The organism is Rhodococcus sp. YH3-3 (assembly GCF_001653035.1).
Classification (GTDB): Bacteria; Actinomycetota; Actinomycetes; order Mycobacteriales; family Mycobacteriaceae; genus Rhodococcus_F; species Rhodococcus_F qingshengii.
This window is the reverse complement of the sequence record NZ_BCWH01000002.1, coordinates 2,519,843-2,536,992: the sequence shown is the minus strand read 5'-3', so window position 1 is coordinate 2,536,992 and position 17,150 is coordinate 2,519,843. Positions and strand designations below refer to the sequence as shown.

Annotated in this window: 18 protein-coding genes; 4 read left to right on the top strand and 14 right to left on the bottom strand. The window is 62.5% G+C overall.

Annotated features, from left to right (window positions below):
• Nucleotides 1-9: 9 nt before the first annotated feature.
• Nucleotides 10-1,041, top strand: a complete 1,032-nt coding sequence (locus YH3_RS24870; RefSeq protein ID WP_007732282.1) for an iron-siderophore ABC transporter substrate-binding protein — start codon at nucleotides 10-12, stop codon at nucleotides 1,039-1,041.
• A 36-nt stretch (nucleotides 1,042-1,077) separates the two neighbouring features.
• Here YH3_RS24870 and YH3_RS24865 read toward each other — a convergent pair whose 3' ends face one another.
• From YH3_RS24865 to YH3_RS24840, 6 genes are all read right to left on the bottom strand, one after another.
• The gene (locus tag YH3_RS24865) at nucleotides 1,078-1,581 is read right to left on the bottom strand and encodes a GbsR/MarR family transcriptional regulator (protein WP_003942377.1); all 504 of its coding nucleotides are present in this window, start codon (nucleotides 1,579-1,581) and stop codon (nucleotides 1,078-1,080) included.
• Nucleotides 1,582-1,642: 61 nt separating this feature from the next.
• On the bottom strand, nucleotides 1,643-2,899 hold the full coding sequence (locus YH3_RS24860; RefSeq protein ID WP_064444168.1) for a hypothetical protein: 1,257 nt from the start codon (nucleotides 2,897-2,899) through the stop codon (nucleotides 1,643-1,645).
• Nucleotides 2,900-2,933: 34 nt separating this feature from the next.
• Nucleotides 2,934-4,925 carry a glycosyltransferase family 39 protein gene (locus YH3_RS24855; RefSeq protein ID WP_082920639.1) on the bottom strand — a complete coding sequence of 664 codons (1,992 nt, stop codon included), beginning with the start codon at nucleotides 4,923-4,925 and terminating at the stop codon, nucleotides 2,934-2,936.
• 93 nt (nucleotides 4,926-5,018) lie between these two features.
• A complete protein-coding gene (locus YH3_RS24850) occupies nucleotides 5,019-5,531 on the bottom strand; it encodes a GNAT family N-acetyltransferase (RefSeq protein WP_007732288.1) in 513 nt (170 codons plus the stop codon).
• Between the two features lie 123 nt (nucleotides 5,532-5,654).
• The gene (locus YH3_RS24845; RefSeq protein ID WP_064444167.1) at nucleotides 5,655-6,959 is read right to left on the bottom strand and encodes an HNH endonuclease signature motif containing protein; all 1,305 of its coding nucleotides are present in this window, start codon (nucleotides 6,957-6,959) and stop codon (nucleotides 5,655-5,657) included.
• Between the two features lie 48 nt (nucleotides 6,960-7,007).
• Complete coding sequence (locus YH3_RS24840; protein WP_064444166.1) at nucleotides 7,008-7,901, bottom strand: dihydrodipicolinate synthase family protein; 894 nt, start codon at nucleotides 7,899-7,901, stop codon at nucleotides 7,008-7,010.
• 71 nt (nucleotides 7,902-7,972) lie between these two features.
• Between YH3_RS24840 and YH3_RS24835 the strand changes: the two genes are divergently transcribed.
• Nucleotides 7,973-8,881, top strand: coding sequence for a LysR family transcriptional regulator (locus YH3_RS24835; protein ID WP_064444165.1), 909 nt, complete (start codon nucleotides 7,973-7,975; stop codon nucleotides 8,879-8,881).
• A 6-nt stretch (nucleotides 8,882-8,887) separates the two neighbouring features.
• Here the strand turns inward: YH3_RS24835 and nadC are convergent, their stop codons facing one another.
• From nadC to nadA, 3 genes are read right to left on the bottom strand one after another with little or no spacing between them, the layout of a single operon-like run.
• Nucleotides 8,888-9,760, bottom strand: a complete 873-nt coding sequence (nadC, locus tag YH3_RS24830; protein WP_003941805.1) for a carboxylating nicotinate-nucleotide diphosphorylase — start codon at nucleotides 9,758-9,760, stop codon at nucleotides 8,888-8,890.
• Nucleotides 9,760-11,331: an L-aspartate oxidase gene (locus YH3_RS24825; protein WP_003941771.1), complete on the bottom strand. Its 1,572-nt coding sequence runs from the start codon at nucleotides 11,329-11,331 to the stop codon at nucleotides 9,760-9,762. The genes nadC and YH3_RS24825 overlap by 1 nt, the downstream gene beginning before the upstream one ends.
• Entirely contained in the window at nucleotides 11,328-12,365 is a 1,038-nt protein-coding gene (gene nadA / locus YH3_RS24820; RefSeq protein ID WP_003941702.1) for a quinolinate synthase NadA, read from the bottom strand. The genes YH3_RS24825 and nadA overlap by 4 nt, the downstream gene beginning before the upstream one ends.
• Before the next feature lie 102 nt (nucleotides 12,366-12,467).
• Here nadA and YH3_RS24815 point away from each other — a divergent pair, with 102 nt between their 5' ends.
• Nucleotides 12,468-13,196, top strand: coding sequence for an NUDIX domain-containing protein (locus YH3_RS24815; RefSeq protein ID WP_007733069.1), 729 nt, complete (start codon nucleotides 12,468-12,470; stop codon nucleotides 13,194-13,196).
• Nucleotides 13,197-13,210: 14 nt separating this feature from the next.
• Here YH3_RS24815 and YH3_RS24810 read toward each other — a convergent pair whose 3' ends face one another.
• Nucleotides 13,211-13,543, bottom strand: coding sequence for a hypothetical protein (locus tag YH3_RS24810; RefSeq protein ID WP_003941794.1), 333 nt, complete (start codon nucleotides 13,541-13,543; stop codon nucleotides 13,211-13,213).
• Between the two features lie 109 nt (nucleotides 13,544-13,652).
• Nucleotides 13,653-14,255 carry a TetR/AcrR family transcriptional regulator gene (locus YH3_RS24805; RefSeq protein WP_007733070.1) on the bottom strand — a complete coding sequence of 201 codons (603 nt, stop codon included), beginning with the start codon at nucleotides 14,253-14,255 and terminating at the stop codon, nucleotides 13,653-13,655.
• Between the two features lie 83 nt (nucleotides 14,256-14,338).
• Between YH3_RS24805 and YH3_RS24800 the strand changes: the two genes are divergently transcribed.
• Nucleotides 14,339-15,169, top strand: coding sequence for an SDR family oxidoreductase (locus YH3_RS24800; RefSeq protein WP_007733078.1), 831 nt, complete (start codon nucleotides 14,339-14,341; stop codon nucleotides 15,167-15,169).
• An 11-nt stretch (nucleotides 15,170-15,180) separates the two neighbouring features.
• On the opposite strand, the gene YH3_RS24795 is transcribed toward YH3_RS24800, so the two are convergent.
• From YH3_RS24795 to bioB, 3 genes are read right to left on the bottom strand one after another with little or no spacing between them, the layout of a single operon-like run.
• The gene (locus tag YH3_RS24795; protein ID WP_007733080.1) at nucleotides 15,181-15,771 is read right to left on the bottom strand and encodes a DUF2567 domain-containing protein; all 591 of its coding nucleotides are present in this window, start codon (nucleotides 15,769-15,771) and stop codon (nucleotides 15,181-15,183) included.
• A gap of 11 nt (nucleotides 15,772-15,782) precedes the next feature.
• The gene (locus YH3_RS24790) at nucleotides 15,783-16,007 is read right to left on the bottom strand and encodes a hypothetical protein (RefSeq protein ID WP_003941741.1); all 225 of its coding nucleotides are present in this window, start codon (nucleotides 16,005-16,007) and stop codon (nucleotides 15,783-15,785) included.
• On the bottom strand, nucleotides 16,004-17,017 hold the full coding sequence (gene bioB, locus YH3_RS24785) for a biotin synthase BioB (RefSeq protein ID WP_024487821.1): 1,014 nt from the start codon (nucleotides 17,015-17,017) through the stop codon (nucleotides 16,004-16,006). Before bioB ends, YH3_RS24790 begins: the two co-directional genes overlap by 4 nt.
• Between the last annotated feature and the right edge of the window lie 133 nt (nucleotides 17,018-17,150).

The following is a 17,150-nucleotide window of genomic DNA, read 5'->3' as shown; positions in this document are numbered from 1 at the left end:
AGGTTCCCCATGCGATACGCCCGTGTGCGCTCACTTCGCCGAACTGTGGCGCTGAGTGGATTGGTCATTGCCGCCCTGGTAATCGGCGGATGCAGTAACAACGACACCGCAACCGAATCGAGCAGCAGCGACTTCGAAACCGTCACCATCGAAAGTGCGCTCGGAAACGCCGTCATCACCGAAAAACCCGAGCGAATCGTGACTCTCGGCATGGGGTCGGCAGAGACCGTAATCGCGCTCGGCACGATCCCCGTCGGCGTCGAAAAGTACGCATGGGGCAGCGACGACACCGGGTATCTGCCGTGGGTCCACGAAGCGGTCACGAAGCAAGGCGGCGAACTGCCAGAGCAGTTCACCGGCGGAACCGATCTCAACATCGAGGCGATCATCGCTCTCGAACCCGACCTGATCCTCGCCCCCTGGTCCGGCATCACACAGCAGCAGTTCGACTCACTCAACGCGTTCGCGCCGACCGTCGCCTACGCCGAGAGCCCCTGGACCATCACGTGGGAAGACCAGATCAACGTCATCGGCAAAGCCATGGGCGAATCCGAGAAGGCGACAGCCGAAATCGACAAGATCAAGTCGCAGTTCGCGGAATCGACTGCAGCACATCCGAACTACGCCGACGTCAGCTTCTCCTTCATCTACAACACGGGCCCAGGAACCCTCGGCGTCTTTTTCGCCGAAGAGCAGCGTGTGGCCATGGTCCGCGCACTTGGCCTGCAGGTGGATCCCGTCGTCTACACCTTGACGGAATCTGAAGGAACAGACTCCGCCGTCATCGGCCTCGAGAACGCAAACCTCCTCGACAAGTCCGACCTGCTCTTCACCTTCTACTCGGACCCGGCCAACCGGGCCGAGATCGAAGCGCAGCCCGCTTACCAGGCAATCCCCGCTGTGGCTCGGGGAACTGTCATCGCTCCGACCGAACAGCCCTTCGTCACCGGTTCCTCGATGATCAACCCTCTGACCGTGCCCTGGTCGCTCGAGCGCTACGTGCCGATGATCGACGAGGCAATCGCGAAGCTGAACAAGTGATGTAGATCAGCATCGTGCGATCGAGAAACCCGCGTCCTATTCGGACGCGGGTTTCTTGCCGTCGCGTTCAGCTTTGAATCGCATCCACTCACTGCTCAGCATGCGATTGTCGATGATCCACCCCATGTAATCGCGCATGTTGAGCACACGAATGTACGCGGGACCGTTGGGATTTGCGTACTGCAGGGCCTCGGTCGCAAGCTTGCGTTGATTCTCGAGATACACGTGCTCTGTTTCGAGGAATCCGCCCCACACGTCGGAATCCATGACGTAGTAGTGAGTCCGATCCCGAGGCTTGCGCGTGAGCTTGACGAACCCCCGGTCGATCAACCGACGAATGTAGGTGGACACCGATCCGCGACTTGCTCCGAGTGCCTGCGCCAACTCTTCGGCGCTGACCCCTGGCGACTCGCTGATCAACAGATAGCCCGCAATACGTCCTTCGATGCGGGCCCCACCGCCGGACTGCCAGTACACGGAGAACTGGTCGATGAACCAGGTGGAGAAATCGTCACCGCGAGCAGGGCTGGCATCGCCCATTCGTTGAGCCTCCGACGTCTCTGGGTACGAACAATTCGCCACTATTGTGCCAGCACCACCGTCACCGAGCCGAAATCACCAGCCCTGGAGTGGTTGCGATGAACTCGAGCTGTTCGATTGTCAAAGGCGACGCCGATGTGGAGCCAGCCGATGTCACGAACTGGGTCACCACTACTGTTTCGCCGGAGGGGTGAACAACCCGGACCGTGTCATCGCCCGAGCCATCGGGATCGACCAGGCGAGTCACGGTGGTGGAGCCTGGCAACGTCAGTGTGTCACCCGGTTCCGGCACAGCGGTACCAACTGATATTTCGACATCGCTGCTGCCGTCCGCTGTCGAGGCGACGATCCGCTCGCACACTCCTCCCTGTCCGTAATCATCTGGAACCAACGAACCGAGCGGGCGCTCCAAAGTGACGCCTGCCGCGCCGAGATCCTTCCAACGTGCATCGAGCAACTGATTCAGTCGGTCGATATCCATGCGCGACGCAGGTGGACCGGCATTCACAGAATCGGTGTAGCAGGATGCCATCGGCGGCGGCGTCGAGTCTGGAACCGGCGCAGTCACCGCAAGCCCCGGCGCGGTCGCTAACGCGATCAGTTCGTCCATCGTCAAGAGCGGGGAAGCATCCGACGAAGTTCCGGTCGACGTGTCGACGCTGGCAACAACCCGGGATCCATCACCGAGATACGCGACGACTCCGCGCTCGCCCCCGACTTCCGAACCGTCTTTGTCTTCGAAATCGGCTCTGTCCTCGAAATCGGCGATGTCGAGCACTGTTCCGTTTTCGAGATGCTCCCGCCGATCCACCAGACCCTCCAAGCACGGCGGCACCGGCTGATCCCATGCACGCACCTGAACCGAGATATCCGCAGTCCGCCCGACGCGAGTCAAGGTTCCCTTCGCCGACGTAGAACCGCTGAACTCGATCGGGTCGACCCCGTCAGGAAACGAGGCACCCCGGTAATTCTGGATCGGCGCAAACTCGAGCGATTTCGATGGACTCGCAAATACAACGTCGACATCGGAAGGCAGCGATTCGAGTAGTGCGTCGCTCATGGCGGTGGCCTTCGGTCCCGAGAACCATGGATAGTCCGGGTCGTCATAACCGGGCTCACCGGCAAAACCGTAGTTGATACGCACCGGCGGACCCGGCGATGCCACCGAATCGCAGCCGGGAATCGACGTGCCCGTGTCCTCGTTCGTCACCGCCGCGACAACAGTTCCCAAGGCGACGATCGAGACGATCACCAGCCCGTCACGCCAGGTCCATTGCTCGCGGCGACGGTTCGACTCGTGTGCGGTGCGCCCAGACATTTCTCGATCATTGCCTACGGCAACAACTACGTCACTATCCGACATACCCAGTGAGGTCGTAAACCGTGGAATTTCCCACGGTCGTCGATGCGAAATTGGCTTCGACCCATTCCTGGATGGCACTCGACGTGCTGTCCCCGCTTTGGCCCTCTCTCTGGCTTCCGCCCTGGCTACCCGCAATGTAGTAGTGAATTTTTCCGTCTGCCACGTACTGGATGAATTGATCCAATGTCGGTGCGGGATCGGAACTCCAACCGCCGATCGCCATCACCGCGGTATTGCTGGCCAACTCGTAGGTTGCTGCGCTTTGCGAGCCGTTGGTCGCGGCCGACCACGTGGTGCCCGCATTGACCAGCATTCCCGTCAACTCGGAAGTACTTTCACTGCCGCTACTCAGTTCTTGCCCGTTCGACGCCGGATTTACAGTCGCGTCAGAAGAATTCGGCGGAGCGTCACCGTTTTGCAGCTCTGGGCCCCCACCCATACCTCCTCCCCCGCCCATTCCGGAGTCGGACACGGCGCCGGTTGGTCCGGCCGTCGGGATGGATCCGCCGTGCGCTGTTGCGGCAGTGGCAATCGCGTAAGACGCAGAACCGGTTATCCCTGCCAACGATCCAAGAATCAATCCAGCGACAGCGAGCTTGCGGAATCGATCCTTGGCTCCCACTAAAACCAAAATCGCGCCGACGACAGTGCCCGCCAACAGAATCCACTTCAGCATCGGCAGCCAGTCGGCATTGCGGTGCAACAACACCCAGCTCCAGATTCCTGCGGCCAGCATCGTCGCAGCCAACCCGCAACGTCCGATCCAACGGGCACGGACCAACCACAGAGCGTATCCACCGGTCCCGATCATCCCCGCGACGGCGGGCGCCAGCGCAACTGTGTAATAGGGGTGGATCGTGCCGGACATATAGCTGAAGATCAGGCCGGTAACGAGAAACCAACCACCCCAAAGGATCAACGACGCACGGACAAGATCTGTGCGCGGTGCGCGTCCCCGAGCGAGCAGTCCGAACACCACTGCGATCAGTGCCGCAGGTATCAGCCAGGAAATCTGGATACCCATCTCGCTGCCGAACAGCCGCTCCAGTCCGGTACTCCCCCCGAAGCTCGAACCCGCACTGCCACCGGCCATTCCGCCACCGACACCGGTGCTCCCGAAAAGTCGACCCAATCCGTTGTATCCCATTACCAAGTCCATGACGCTGTTGTTGGTCGATCCGCCGATGTACGGGCGAGAATCAGCGGGCCACAGCCACACTGCCAACACCCACCACCCAGCCGATATGACAACGGACGCAGCACCGATGACCAGGTGGGCCAGGCGAGTCCGCAAGCGCACCTGTCCGGCGATCAAATACGCGGCACCAAATGCAGGCAACACCATCAGCCCTTGCAGCATCTTGGTGAGAAAGGCAAACCCCAGCGCTACTCCTGCGAGCGCCACCCACATAGCGGCTCGACGACCTATCGCCGTGCACATGGCGCGAATAACGAAGTAGCCGGCGAGAGTCATGAGCAGAACCAACAGTGCATCAGGATTGTCGAACTTGAACATCAGGGCGGCAGCGGGCGTAGCTGCCAAAACAGCTCCCGCCACCAAACCCGCAGCGGGCGACGCCACTCGTTTGACGGCCGCGTATACGAGCGCAACTGATCCGATGCCCATCAATGCCTGCGGAACTAGAAGGCTGGCACTCGAAAATCCGAAGATTCGCCCGGACACACCCATGACCCACAATGAAGCGGGCGGTTTGTCGACCGTGATGAAATTCGAGGTATCGAGGGACCCGAAGAACCACGCTTTCCAATTCTGGGAGCCGGCCTGCGCCGCTGCAGCGTAGAAGGTGTTGGCGTAGCCACTCGCGGTCAGATTCCACAAATACAGGACTGCCGTTGCTGCCAACAGGATCGTCAGCGCCAATCCTGTACTGCGCGTGCGGAACCACGACGGCGAGGGCTCCGCGCGATGGGCAGTTGGTGCCGGCCGCTGACGCGGGGCCGGATGCAGAACGGCGGTCATCAGGAAGTCCCTTCACGAGTTACTGTCCTGCCAACGATCGCGTCTCCAACCCTGGCGGCACTGGGAGCCGGCTGGAAAGTTGCTGTGAATGGCTCAGGTCAGGGAGCGCTCGAATAGCACGACGCTGAACCAACCGTTGTCGGCATCGTCTCCGAAGTCACGACGCCCTACCTCGGCGAAACCCGCGTCTCGGTAATAGCGGCGCAACCGCACGTTGGTTTCTACACAATCGAGCCGCAGGTACTGCGCGTTCTCCTGCGCGGACCGTCGATGGGCCCAGACGAGTAAGCGTTCGCCCAACGAGGTGCCCGAGAATTCTCGATCGATGACCAATCCGTGCACGTAACCAGCACGCTCGTTCGAATCGGGCCAGACCACAGGGTCCGACCAGATCAACCGCAGGGCGCCGACAATCCTCGACTGCTCCCGGTCTCGCGCAACAAAGAACTCCCCTCTCGAAATCTGCTGCTCGACCTGCTCGACAGACACTTCACGCGGGCGCCACTGGATGATTCCGCGTTCTGCCAACCAGTCTTCTGCCGCGTGCCGCAGCGCCAGAATCTCCGGCCCATCGGTCTCGACCGCTTGCACAACGTCGACAACCATATGACCTCCCCCATATCTGCAGCCGTTCACAACAACACGGCCTCCAGGCCCCAACCCGGGTGTATCTCCGAGTTGAAGCCTATCGGCGTGAAGTTGTGCGCCTGAACGGGTGTCACCACTCAGTCAGGTTTTGAATGTGGTGTTCGCCGGTCGCGGGTGCTGGCCGGGGTCGATCGAGGGCGGCGGGATGAACCACGGTTTGTTGTCGACACCGATCCGGATCACCCACTTCCCGACGAACCCGGATTTCCGGTGCATCAACCGGTGATGTGAACGGCACAGCAGGACCAGGTTGTTCATCACCGTCGGCCCACCGTTCGCCCAGTGCCGAATATGGTGCGCATCAGTCCACGCGGGCACACATGTGCAACCCGGGAACGCGCAGCCCTTGTCCCGGGCGATCAACGCCACTCGCTGTTCAGCGGTCACCAACCGTTTCCCGGGTTTCGCATCGAGCGGTGCCCCGTGACCGTCGAGCAGAACGGTCGACAGGAAACAATCACACCCGAGAAGCCTGGTCTGCGACACCGACAGCGGTCCGAGCCAGGGCATGTGCCCGACATCAAGATCCGACACAGCCATTCCGTCATCAGCAGTGGAGGGTGCTGCGGCGCAGTCCCGATGCTCCGCCAGATCCCGAGCGTTGATGTGCACGTTCACGTGCGGACGCTGACCACCATCGGTACCGGTATTGGCGCAGTCCAGATAGCGGCGGATCAGTTCGGTGAACCCGTCCGCCGTGCGTTTCGCCGCCGACCGAGCATCCGGCGTCCCATCCGGTGCCGGGGTCGGCATCGTCAGATTCGACAGGACCGACAACAGCATTTCACCGGTCAGGGCATCGAAATCACCACGCACCACCACTCGACCGTTCAATGTCGAGGCGATCCGCAACTCATTGAGATCGACATCCTCTGCGGGCGGGATCTCATCCGATTCGAACAACCGCTCCAAGGTCGCGATCACGTTCCGCACTTTCGTCGTCGTCGCCTCCACCCCCGATGCCGCAGCCAACAACAAATCGATGCACTTCGGTAGCGCCTCCTCCGGCATGCCTTTAGGTGGTGATTCACAGAACGCCACGATCAACACGGCATGCTCGAACGAACAGTCCCCGCCATCGAACCGAGCCGCCACACCCGGAAACGGCCGCAAAGCCGCACCCAACGCGGCGATCTTCTTCCCGTCCCGAACCTGCAACATCGTGTTAGCCGCCAACCACGCACCCTCCCCGCGGCTCGCAATCACCTGATCATCCGGGCGCAACGACAACTCGTCCACCACCGCCACACGCACAGCTTCGAGACGAAGAATCTCCGCACTCGCCGACACCGCAGCAGCGCGCAACTCGGCAGCAGACAACTGCCACAACCGTCCGCGTAACCCCACCGCAGAACCAGACACCACATCCGACAACAAGACGCTCATTGAATCCCCCGATCCCCTCCCCAAATCATACTCGAACACCCGTTCGAGTCAAGAGTGGTAGACCTCGAGCGCCCGCGCTACCGATTCGTCACCCGCAGGTAGCAACGGCAGTCGCACATTGGGAGTCGGAATCTGTCCCAACGCATGCAATACGCCCTTGATCACAGTCGGGTTCGGTTCGGAAAACAGAGCTCCGGACAGCTTCGACAAACTCCGCCCGAGGTCACGGGCGCCGTCCACATCGCCACTGTCCCAAGCTTTTACCAAGCGGACGAACTCAGCGGTCGACACATGAGCGGACGCCAAGATGCCACCGGCCGCACCCAAGGCCAGAAGAGGCGCGAGAAACAGATCATCCCCCGCCAGTACGGCGAAGTCGCCTGGAAGATCCGCGAAGAGTTCGACGGCAGCTGCGTCGATACCGCCCGCGGCATACTTCACACCAACAACCCCGGGCAAAGTACCCACCTCCTGCATAGTGCCGCTGTCCAGATCGCACGCAGTTCGGTACGGCACGTGATAGACGATCAGCGGCACTGGGCTCGACGACTGCAGATGCGCGAAATGCGCCACCACACCGGCTTTCGACGGCCTCGTGAAGGAGGGAACCGGCACCAAGGCCGCCGAGACCTCAGGCCACCGAGCCAGCCTCCCGAGCGCCTGCGCACTGCCCGCCGTGTCGTTACTGCCCGCGCCGACGATCAACGTCGCGCCTCTCGCACGGCACACATTCGCACAGATATCCAGAACGGTCACTCTCTCCTGCTCGGTGAGTGTTGCGGCTTCCGCTGTAGTCCCCAGCGCAACGAGTCCGACCGCACCCTCGGAGAGGACCTGGTGCGCAAGCTGTTCGAGTGCATCGGTTGCAATACGACCGTCGCTCTCGAAGGGCGTGATCAGTGGAACATGGATTCCGGCCAGGTCAACTCGAGTCACATTCATAGAACTCAGCCTCACCGAACAAACCTTGTAGGTCTAGTTCGCATTTCTATCGTCGAGCGTAAGCTGAGCTGATGCTCGATGTTCGTCGACTGAAGCTCTTGCGCGAACTAGCGCTGCGCGGAACCATCGTTGCCGTTGCCGAGGCGCTGTCGTTCAGTCCCTCCGCGGTGTCGCAGCAGTTGGCCGTCCTCGAACGTGAAGCCGGCGTGCCGCTGCTGGAACGAACAGGCCGTCGCGTCCGGCTGACACCCGCCGGTGAGAACCTCGCACGTCATGCCGAAGCCATCCTGCAACGCCTGGAGCAGGCGTCAGGTGAATTGGTCGACGCACGTCGTGGACTGGCGGGGCCGCTGCGCATCGGAACGTTCCCGACCGCGGCACGGGCGATCCTCCCGGCGGCATTGATCGCCCTGTCTCGCGAGCTTCCCGGGTTGGAACCGATGGTTTCGGAGATCGACCCGGCGGACGTCGCCGACGACCTACGAGCTGGGACTCTGGACTTGGCATTGATTCACGACTACGACTTCGTCCCTCGCCCCACCGAACCGGGCCTGACGACATTGCCGCTGTGCAGCGAAGCCGTGTACCTCGCTTCGAGTGACATCGAGTCAGATTCCCACGACGCTGTCGCATCGCTGACCGACTGCGTAGAACGTCCCTGGATTACCGCAATTCCCGGAACTGCTTGTCATGCAATGACTATTCGCGCATGCCAGGCAGCTGGATTCACCCCGAAAGTGCGACACCACATCGACGAGTTCGCCACCGTTCTCGCCCTCGTCGCTGCGGGACAGGGTGTTTCGCTGGTTCCTGAACTCGGAGCAATCCATCCGCCGCTAGGTGTGCGCCTGACGCCGATGCCCATTCGACGAAGGACGAAGATTGCACACCGAGCGGGCTCCGACGCTCACCCGGCGGTCGCAACCGTGACAAACGCGCTTCGCTCGGCCGTCCCACAACTGCTGGACGCCGAGCAATAGCGGCATCTACATGTCGAGCCCGAGGTCGAGGACCGTCACCGAGTGTGTCAGGGCACCTACAGCGAGGTAGTCGACGCCGGTTCGGGCGTACTCTGCGGCAACGTCGATGGTGAGACCACCGGATGACTCGAGTTTGGTTTCTGGAGCAACAGCGTCTCGGCGCTGGACCGCGATCTGCGTCTGCCACAGCGGGAAGTTGTCCAGCAGAACAAGTTCCACGTTCTCCGCCAGCACCTGATCGAGCTGAGTGAGGTTGTCGACCTCAACTTCGCACTCGATGTCCGGGGCGAGCTCACGGACCGCACGAAGTGCTGCGACCACCGAACCGGCAGCAGCAACATGGTTGTCCTTGATCAACGCCGCGTCACCCAATCCCATACGGTGGTTGACGCCTCCGCCCACGTGGACTGCATATTTCTGCAGAGAACGCAGTCCGGGCAGCGTCTTTCGGCTGTCCCGCACTTTGGCATGAGTGCCGGCGATGGCGTCGACCCACTGTGATGTCGCCGTGGCGATTCCCGAGAGATGGCAGACGAGGTTGAGCATCGTGCGCTCTGCCGTGAGAAGTCCGCGGGTGGGCGCGACAACGGTGAGCACCGATTGACCTGGCGCAACCCGAGTTCCGTCGGCCACCCGATCAACGACCTCGTAGTTACCCGCGCCGATCACCTCGTCGAGAACAAGCAGTCCGACGTCGATGCCGGCGACAGTACCCGAGGAGCGTGAGACGACCGACGCCTTCGCGACCGCATCGGCGGGAACCGTTGCGGTAGAAGTGATGTCGGGTCCATAGCGCAGATCCTCGTCCAGAGCGAGCCTGACCAATGTGAGCAGCTCGTCACGGTCGAGCGGCGCGGGCAGGATCTTCTGCTCGGTCATCAATGAACTCCTGTCAACAACATGTCGGGTATTTCGAGCGCTCCGTCGGCACCCATCTTGATCCGAGTGCTGCGACGCTGATTCGGATCTGTTTCAGGATAGTCGGTGCGGGTATGGCAGCCACGGCTCTCGGTTCGCGCCACGGCCACGTCGACCAATGCAGTCGCGGTCAACGTGAGCGCCGCGTCTTCGAGGTCCGGAGCAGCCACCGCCACTGTCTGTTCGGCGTCGGCAAGCGCAGCTCGCGCAATCTGGAGACCGCCTCCGTCGCGAACCACCGACGCGTGTGCCGTCATGACGGACTGCACGGTCTCTCGCGGCAGGATCGGCATCGGCTTGCGCACCACGTTGACCACTTCGGCATGAACCTCGCGACGCTCGGCAGCTGCGATTCCTGCACGCTCCCCGACTACCAAACCCTCGAGAAGGCTGTTGGACGCAAGACGATTCGCGCCGTGCAATCCCGTGCGAGCCACTTCGCCTGCTGCGTAGAGACCAGGCACTCCCGTTCGTCCATGGACGTCGGTGGCGACTCCGCCGCACGAATAGTGCGCGGCCGGAGCGACCGGAATTAATTGGGTGCGTGGATCGATGCCCGCTTCGAGGCAGGACGCCGTGATGGTCGGGAATCTCGAATCGAAACCGTCGAGCTTGCGAGCGTCGAGATAGACGTGATCAGTGCCGAGATCGCGTAGGCGTGCTGCGATTGCCCTCGAGACCACGTCACGCGGGGCGAGATCACCCAGCGGATGAACACCTGCGGTGACCGAATCACCGTTGGTGTCGACAAGAATCGCGCCCTCGCCGCGGACCGCCTCACTGATCAGGGGTCGGCGGCCTACCCCGCCCGGAGTGAAGAGCACCGTCGGATGGAACTGAACGAACTCCAGGTCCGCAATCGCCGCACCGGCTTCGAGTGCCAACGCGATTCCGTCGGCAGTCGCTCCGGGCGGATTTGTGCTGCAGGCATACAGCTGACCGAGTCCGCCGGTAGCGAGCAGCACCGCGGGCGCATGGATCACGCCGAGGCCTTCCGGCGAGGAGACGATGAGTCCGCACACCCCACGCCGGTTGGTCACCACCTGGACTGCCGCTGCACCGAACAGAACGGGGAGCCCGGCAGCATTGAGAGCCCGCTGCACTTCCGCGCCAGTGGCGTCGCCGCCGGCATGGATGATCCGACGCGTGCTGTGCCCACCCTCGCGGGTGCGCGACACCTCGCCGTCTCGCCCGCGATCGAAGACCGCTCCCAACGCGGCCAGCGCAGCAACAGCGTCGTGACCAGCTTCGACGATGGAATAGACAGCTTCCTCGTCGCACAAACCGACGCCGGCCTCACACGTATCCGAAACGTGCGACTCGACGGAATCGGTATTCAGATCGTCGACGACCGCGATGCCGCCCTGCGCGTACTGAGTCGCGGTGTCCGTCGGACCGCCCTTGCTGACCGTGAGTACTTTCAATCCCCGCAGAGAAGCGGTGCGCGCAGCGGTGAGGCCCGCGACACCGCCTCCCACGACGACCAGGTCGGCATGAGCCTCCCAGGCGAAACGCCCGGCAGGGCTGGTCACTCGCCGCCGCCCGGATTACCGATCTCGATCATGCGCTGCACCGACTTCTGTGCACGCTTGGCCATCTCGAGATCGACGTGGACCTCGTCCTTGCCCTCGAGAAGGCAGCGAAGCAACGCGGCAGGCGTGATCATCTTCATGTACGGGCACGACGCGCGGTCGTTGACGGCCTGGAAATCGACGTCGGGCGCTGCCTTGCGCAACTGGTGCAGCATCCCGATCTCGGTCGCGACCAGAACCTGCTTGCTCTTGGTGACGCGGGCAGCGTCGAGCATTCCGCCGGTGGAGAGAATCTTGACCTTGTCCGCGGGGACCGCGCCTTCACCGGCTAGGTACAGAGCCGAAGTAGCGCAACCACATTCAGGGTGCACGAACAGCTCGGCGTCTGGGTGCGACTTGGACTTGGCCGTCAGCTCGTCACCGTTGATGCCGGCGTGCACGTGGCACTCACCGGCCCAGATCTGCATGTTGGTACGGCCCGTCACGCGCTTGACGTGAGCTCCCAGGAACTGGTCCGGCAGGAACAGAACCTCGCGGTCGGGATCGATCGAGTTGACCACGTCGACGGCATTGGACGAGGTGCAGCAGATGTCGGTGAGACCCTTCACCTCTGCGGTTGTGTTCACGTACGACACCACCAGCGCGTTCGGGTTGTCGGCCTTCCACTCACGAAGCTGCTCGGCATTGATCGAGTCGGCCAGAGAGCAGCCGGCTCTCTCGTCCGGGATCAGCACGGTCTTGGACGGCGACAGGATCTTCGCGGTCTCGGCCATGAAGTGCACACCGCAGAAGACAATCGTGTCCTCGGGCGCCTCGGCAGCGATTCGCGACAGCGCCAGGGAGTCACCGACATGATCGGCGACGTCCTGAATCGCAGGCAGCTGGTAGTTGTGCGCAAGAATCGTCGCGCCGCGTTCGCGAGCCAGACGTTTGATCTCAGCGGCCCACTCGGGGGTCGCTTCGACTCCGTTGTATCCGCCGGGGCCGTCGTGAATCTGCGAGGCCGATCCCTCCCATAACGTCGTGGTCGTCATGGCGTTCTCCTTCACCGTGAACCCGGGCTCGTCACCCAGTTCAAATCCGGACGGGCTGGCCCGGATTTCCGTATTCGAGGTTTTCGACTTAGGATCGAAAACGTGCCCAATAGTAACACCACCCACGAAGTGCTTGCAGCGGTGTTCCAAGTTCGCACCTTCCCCGCAAGCATCGCCGCAGGTGACGGCGATCACTGCCCGCAAGGGCGTGAAGAGTTGGCCGTACTGCTGTGGCAGCGTGCACTCAACCCACAGAAGGGCACGTGGTCCCTGCCCGGGGGCACTTTGCGCGACGACGAGGACCTGACGACCTCCGCTCGACGACTCCTCGCCGAGAAGGTCGACCTACGAAAGGTCGCCCACCTCGAACAGCTCTCCGTCTTCAGTGATCCACAGCGCGTGCCGGGTCCGCGCCGCATCGCGTCGACCTTCCTCGGACTCGTTCCCCTCAGCGCCGACCCACAACTGCCACCGGACACAGCCTGGCACCCCGTTTCGAAGTTGCCGGAGATGTCGTTCGACCACGGAACCGTCGTACGGCACGCGCGCAATCGACTTGCCGCGAAACTCTCGTACACCAACATCGCATTCGGGCTGGCCCCGGAAGAGTTCGCGATGTCGACACTGCGCGAAATCTACTGCGCTGCCCTCGGTTACCAGGTCGATGCCACCAACTTGCAACGCGTGCTGGGGCGTCGAGGCGTTCTGACTCCCACCGGCAACACCGCACCGTCCGGCAAGTCGGGTGGACGTCCACCCGCCCTGTACCGTTTCACCGACTCCACCTTGCGGGTCACCGACGAATTCGCCGCACTACGGCCGCCAAGCTGACACCGATCGCACTGTCAGGCAACAGCTTCGAGACTTCCGCGCTGCAACCACACCGAGGTCACGGCGCCGGCCGGATCGATGACCCGGTTGATTACACCGAACCGAGTCGTCACCCGATCGAGAATCCGATCGGCCTGCCAACGATCCGTCGGATCGGCGACAATCGCAAAGAAGCGATGGGCAGGTTTTCCCGCCATGACGCGAACCAATTCGGTGACCGTCCGCGCCGTGACTGCCACGCTCCAACCAGCGTCGAGAAACTCGGCGGCCGTGCGCGCACCGTGCTCGAATCCGATGTCCGTGACAAGTACAACTCCCCTGTTGGGGGCGATCTCTGAAACACTCATTGCCGAACCTCCACTCGGAATCAAACTTCTTGACTCCTATGTAAGTCCGCAATCTTGTGCTTCCCTTGTGCTGGTTCTGTGAGAACTCTGGGGAATTGCGCGCCCCACCTCAGACTGCCCTGGAAAGGCCCGCCCAGAAGACCGTCGAGGCCGCGTTCACCACCTCGCCCACCGGCACGTCGCCCAACATTCCGCCCGCAGCAAGCGTCGCGACGCCGTGGAACGTCGCAAAGGCAACCAGCGCAATACTTTCCGGATCACCGGCGGCAATGTCACCTGCGGCCTGAGCTTCCGAAACGAGCCGGACGGTCAGGTCCATCGTCGCGTGCCCCGCGTTGACGACAGTTTCGGCGGCGCCCGGCGCATGCTTGTTGCTGTACATCAGAGAGAGCAGGCCCGGATGCTCCAGCGCAAAATCCACGTAGGCATTGGCGAGCGAGGAGAACCGGGCCCTCGCGGTCGGTGGAGCATCCGCGACTGCCCGCTCGAGCGCACCGGTCATCCGATGGAATCCACTTTCGGCCAAGGCATCGAGCAAAGCCTGGCGATCACGAAAGTGCTTGCCCGGAGCCGCGTGGCTCACGCCCGCCTCACGCGCGAGTTGCCTCAGCGACAACTTGTCGACGCCATCTCGTTCGAGTGTTGCTTCGGCCGACGCCAGGAGTTCCTGTCGCAGGCTGCCGTGATGATACGGCTGTTCGTGGGCGGGCATGGTGGCACCATATCAAAATGTTGTCATTGACAACTATGGTGTCAGTGCCTACATTTGGGATCACCCGAACCGAAGGAGCCACCATGGCCATCGACGTAGCCGGAACCACCGTCCTCATCACCGGAGCCAGCGCTGGGCTCGGAGTGGAATTCGCTCATCGCTTTGCCGCTCGCGGCGCAAACCTGGTTCTGGTCGCCAGGCGGGCCGACCGCCTCGAGGCACTCGCCACCGAACTCCGTGGCGCCCACGGCATCATCGTGACAGTCCTGCCCGCCGACCTGGCCGCACCCGGCGTCGGTGCATCGCTGCACCAGGAGCTGACAAACCGTGGCATCACCGTCGACTCGCTGATCAACAACGCCGGATTCGGAACACACGGGGCATTCGTGGACGAAGATCTCGAGCGCGTCACGTCCGAGATTCAGCTCAACATCGCCACGCTGGTCGAGCTGACACACACATTCCTGCCCGACCTTCTCACCGGCCGCGGAGCACTGGTCAACATCGCCAGCACAGCGTCGTTCCAGCCGACACCGGGCATGGCCGTCTACGGCGCGTCCAAGGCGTTCGTACTCAACTTCACCGAAGCACTCTGGGCCGAAGCTCGCGGCAGCGGATTGACTGTATTGGCGGTGTGCCCCGGTCCGACGCGCACCGAGTTCTTCGACGTAGTCGGCTCCGAAGACGCGGCGGTCGGGCGAATGCAGACGGCAACTCAGGTGGTGGACACCGCTTTCCGAGCACTGGATCGACGCTACGCGCCGCCGACCGTCGTATCGGGACTGCCGAACTGGGTGTCCTCGATCAGCACTCGCTTCGCAACCCGCCGGTTGGGCGCGCTGATTTCCGGGCGACTGTTGGGTGACGTGCGAATGAAAGCCGAAACCAAGCGCTCGTCGACCTCTGCGGCGTAGCGACGCAACAGTTACGGAAGTTTCGGCTGGCTCTCGACTTCGGCCTGTTCGGTGTCGGTGGCCGGATCCCCAGATTCCGGATCCCCGGATTCCGGGTGGTCCCCCACCCCGAGGTCGTCGTACGGATTGAGCACTGCAAGAACCAATGTCACGACGCACGCCGCGAGCGGCTGAAACAGAAGCACGAGCAAAGTTCCGACGTTCGGGGCCCGCGCAATGATCTCCCCGACCGCCGGATTGTCGGCCGTGGGGAAACGCAGTTTTGTCACGCCCGAACCCACGAGTGCCATCAGTCCGGTACCTGCCACTGAACCGACTATCAACCCGCCCAGGGCATAAGGACCTCGACTCAGGCGTGCCAACCAGGCCGCCACCGCCGACAGCACACCGACGATCAGTGCCAGCCAGATGAACACGGCGCTCGCGTCGAACTGATGAAGGCTCTCACCCGTCAACGCGACGCCGCGCCCCTCGGACACCACCAACAGGTGCTCGGCCGGAGCCAAGAACGCCCACAGCACACCGACGAGCACGCTCACGCCCGCAATGGTTGCGGCGATCACGATCGCGGTGCGCAGACGAATCTGCCGAAGAGAGATCACACAGAGTGACGCTACCTGCGGGCGACGTCGATCGAGTCGACGACACCGTGTCGGGAGCATTTCGCCCACCATCCGTCAGGGCTGACCTGAACGATCATGCGGCGCCCGCACTGCTCGCAGAAGCGAGGAGGCTCGAGCCCCATCGACGCCGCAGTCGGCGTCGGATCGTCGACGCCGTCGACGATCCGACGCCCGGTGAACGGGTTGTACCGCTCCTCGGTCACCGGAGTGCTCACAGAGTGTCGTTCAGTGCTTTGATCGGCATCTGCAGATCCACCAACAAATCCAGATCCTTCTCGGCGGGACGTCCGAGGGTCGTCAGATAGTTGCCGACGATCACGGCGTTGATTCCGCCGAGGATGCCCTGCTTGGCACCCAGGTCGCCGAGAGTGATCTCGCGTCCACCTGCGAAGCGCAAGATCGTGCGAGGCAGCGCGAGACGGAAAGCGGCCACGGACTTGAGCGCCTCGCTGGCGGGCAGCACGTCCAGATCACCGAACGGCGTACCCGGACGCGGGTTGAGGAAGTTGAGCGGGACCTCGTCCGGCTCCAGTTCAGCCAGGTTGGCCGCGAATTCTGCGCGCTGCTCCAGCGATTCACCCATGCCGAGGATTCCGCCGCAGCACACTTCCATGCCTGCTTCACGAACCATCCGAAGCGTGTTCCACCGCTCTTCCCACGAGTGCGTGGTCACGACGTTCGGGAAATGCGACTTCGAAGTTTCCAAGTTGTGGTTGTACCGGTGCACACCCATGGCGGCCAGTTGGTCGACCTGCTCCTGGGTGAGCATGCCGAGCGAGCAGGCGATCTGGATGTCGACCTCGTTGCGGATCGCCTCGATGCCTGCGGCAACCTGAGCGAGCAACCGGGCGTCGGGTCCGCGGACGGCGGCCACGATGCAGAACTCGGTAGCGCCCGACTTCGCAGTCTGCTTGGCAGCTTCCACCAAGCTCGGGATGTCCAACCACGCCGCGCGAACCGGCGACTGGAAGAGTCCGGACTGCGAGCAGAAATGGCAGTCCTCAGGGCAGCCGCCCGTCTTCAGGCTGATGATGCCCTCGACCTCGACCTCCGGTCCACACCACTTCATACGCACATCGTGGGCGAGAGCCAGCAGGTCTTCGAGCCTGTCGTCGTCGAGTCGGAGTACGTCGAGCACCTGGCTTTCGGTCAGGCCAACTCCTCTTTCGAGAACTTGCTCGCGCGCCTGGTCGAGGATGTCGACCGTCGCAGGGGCCGTGCTAATCGGGGGCGGGGTCACAGACGTCTCCTTCGAAACCAGCAAAATTGAACACCGTACAAGTTGAACGGTGTTCACGTTAGAGACGTGGTGGAATACTGTCAAAGGCGGGTCCGATCGACATTCGATCGAAAGCGCT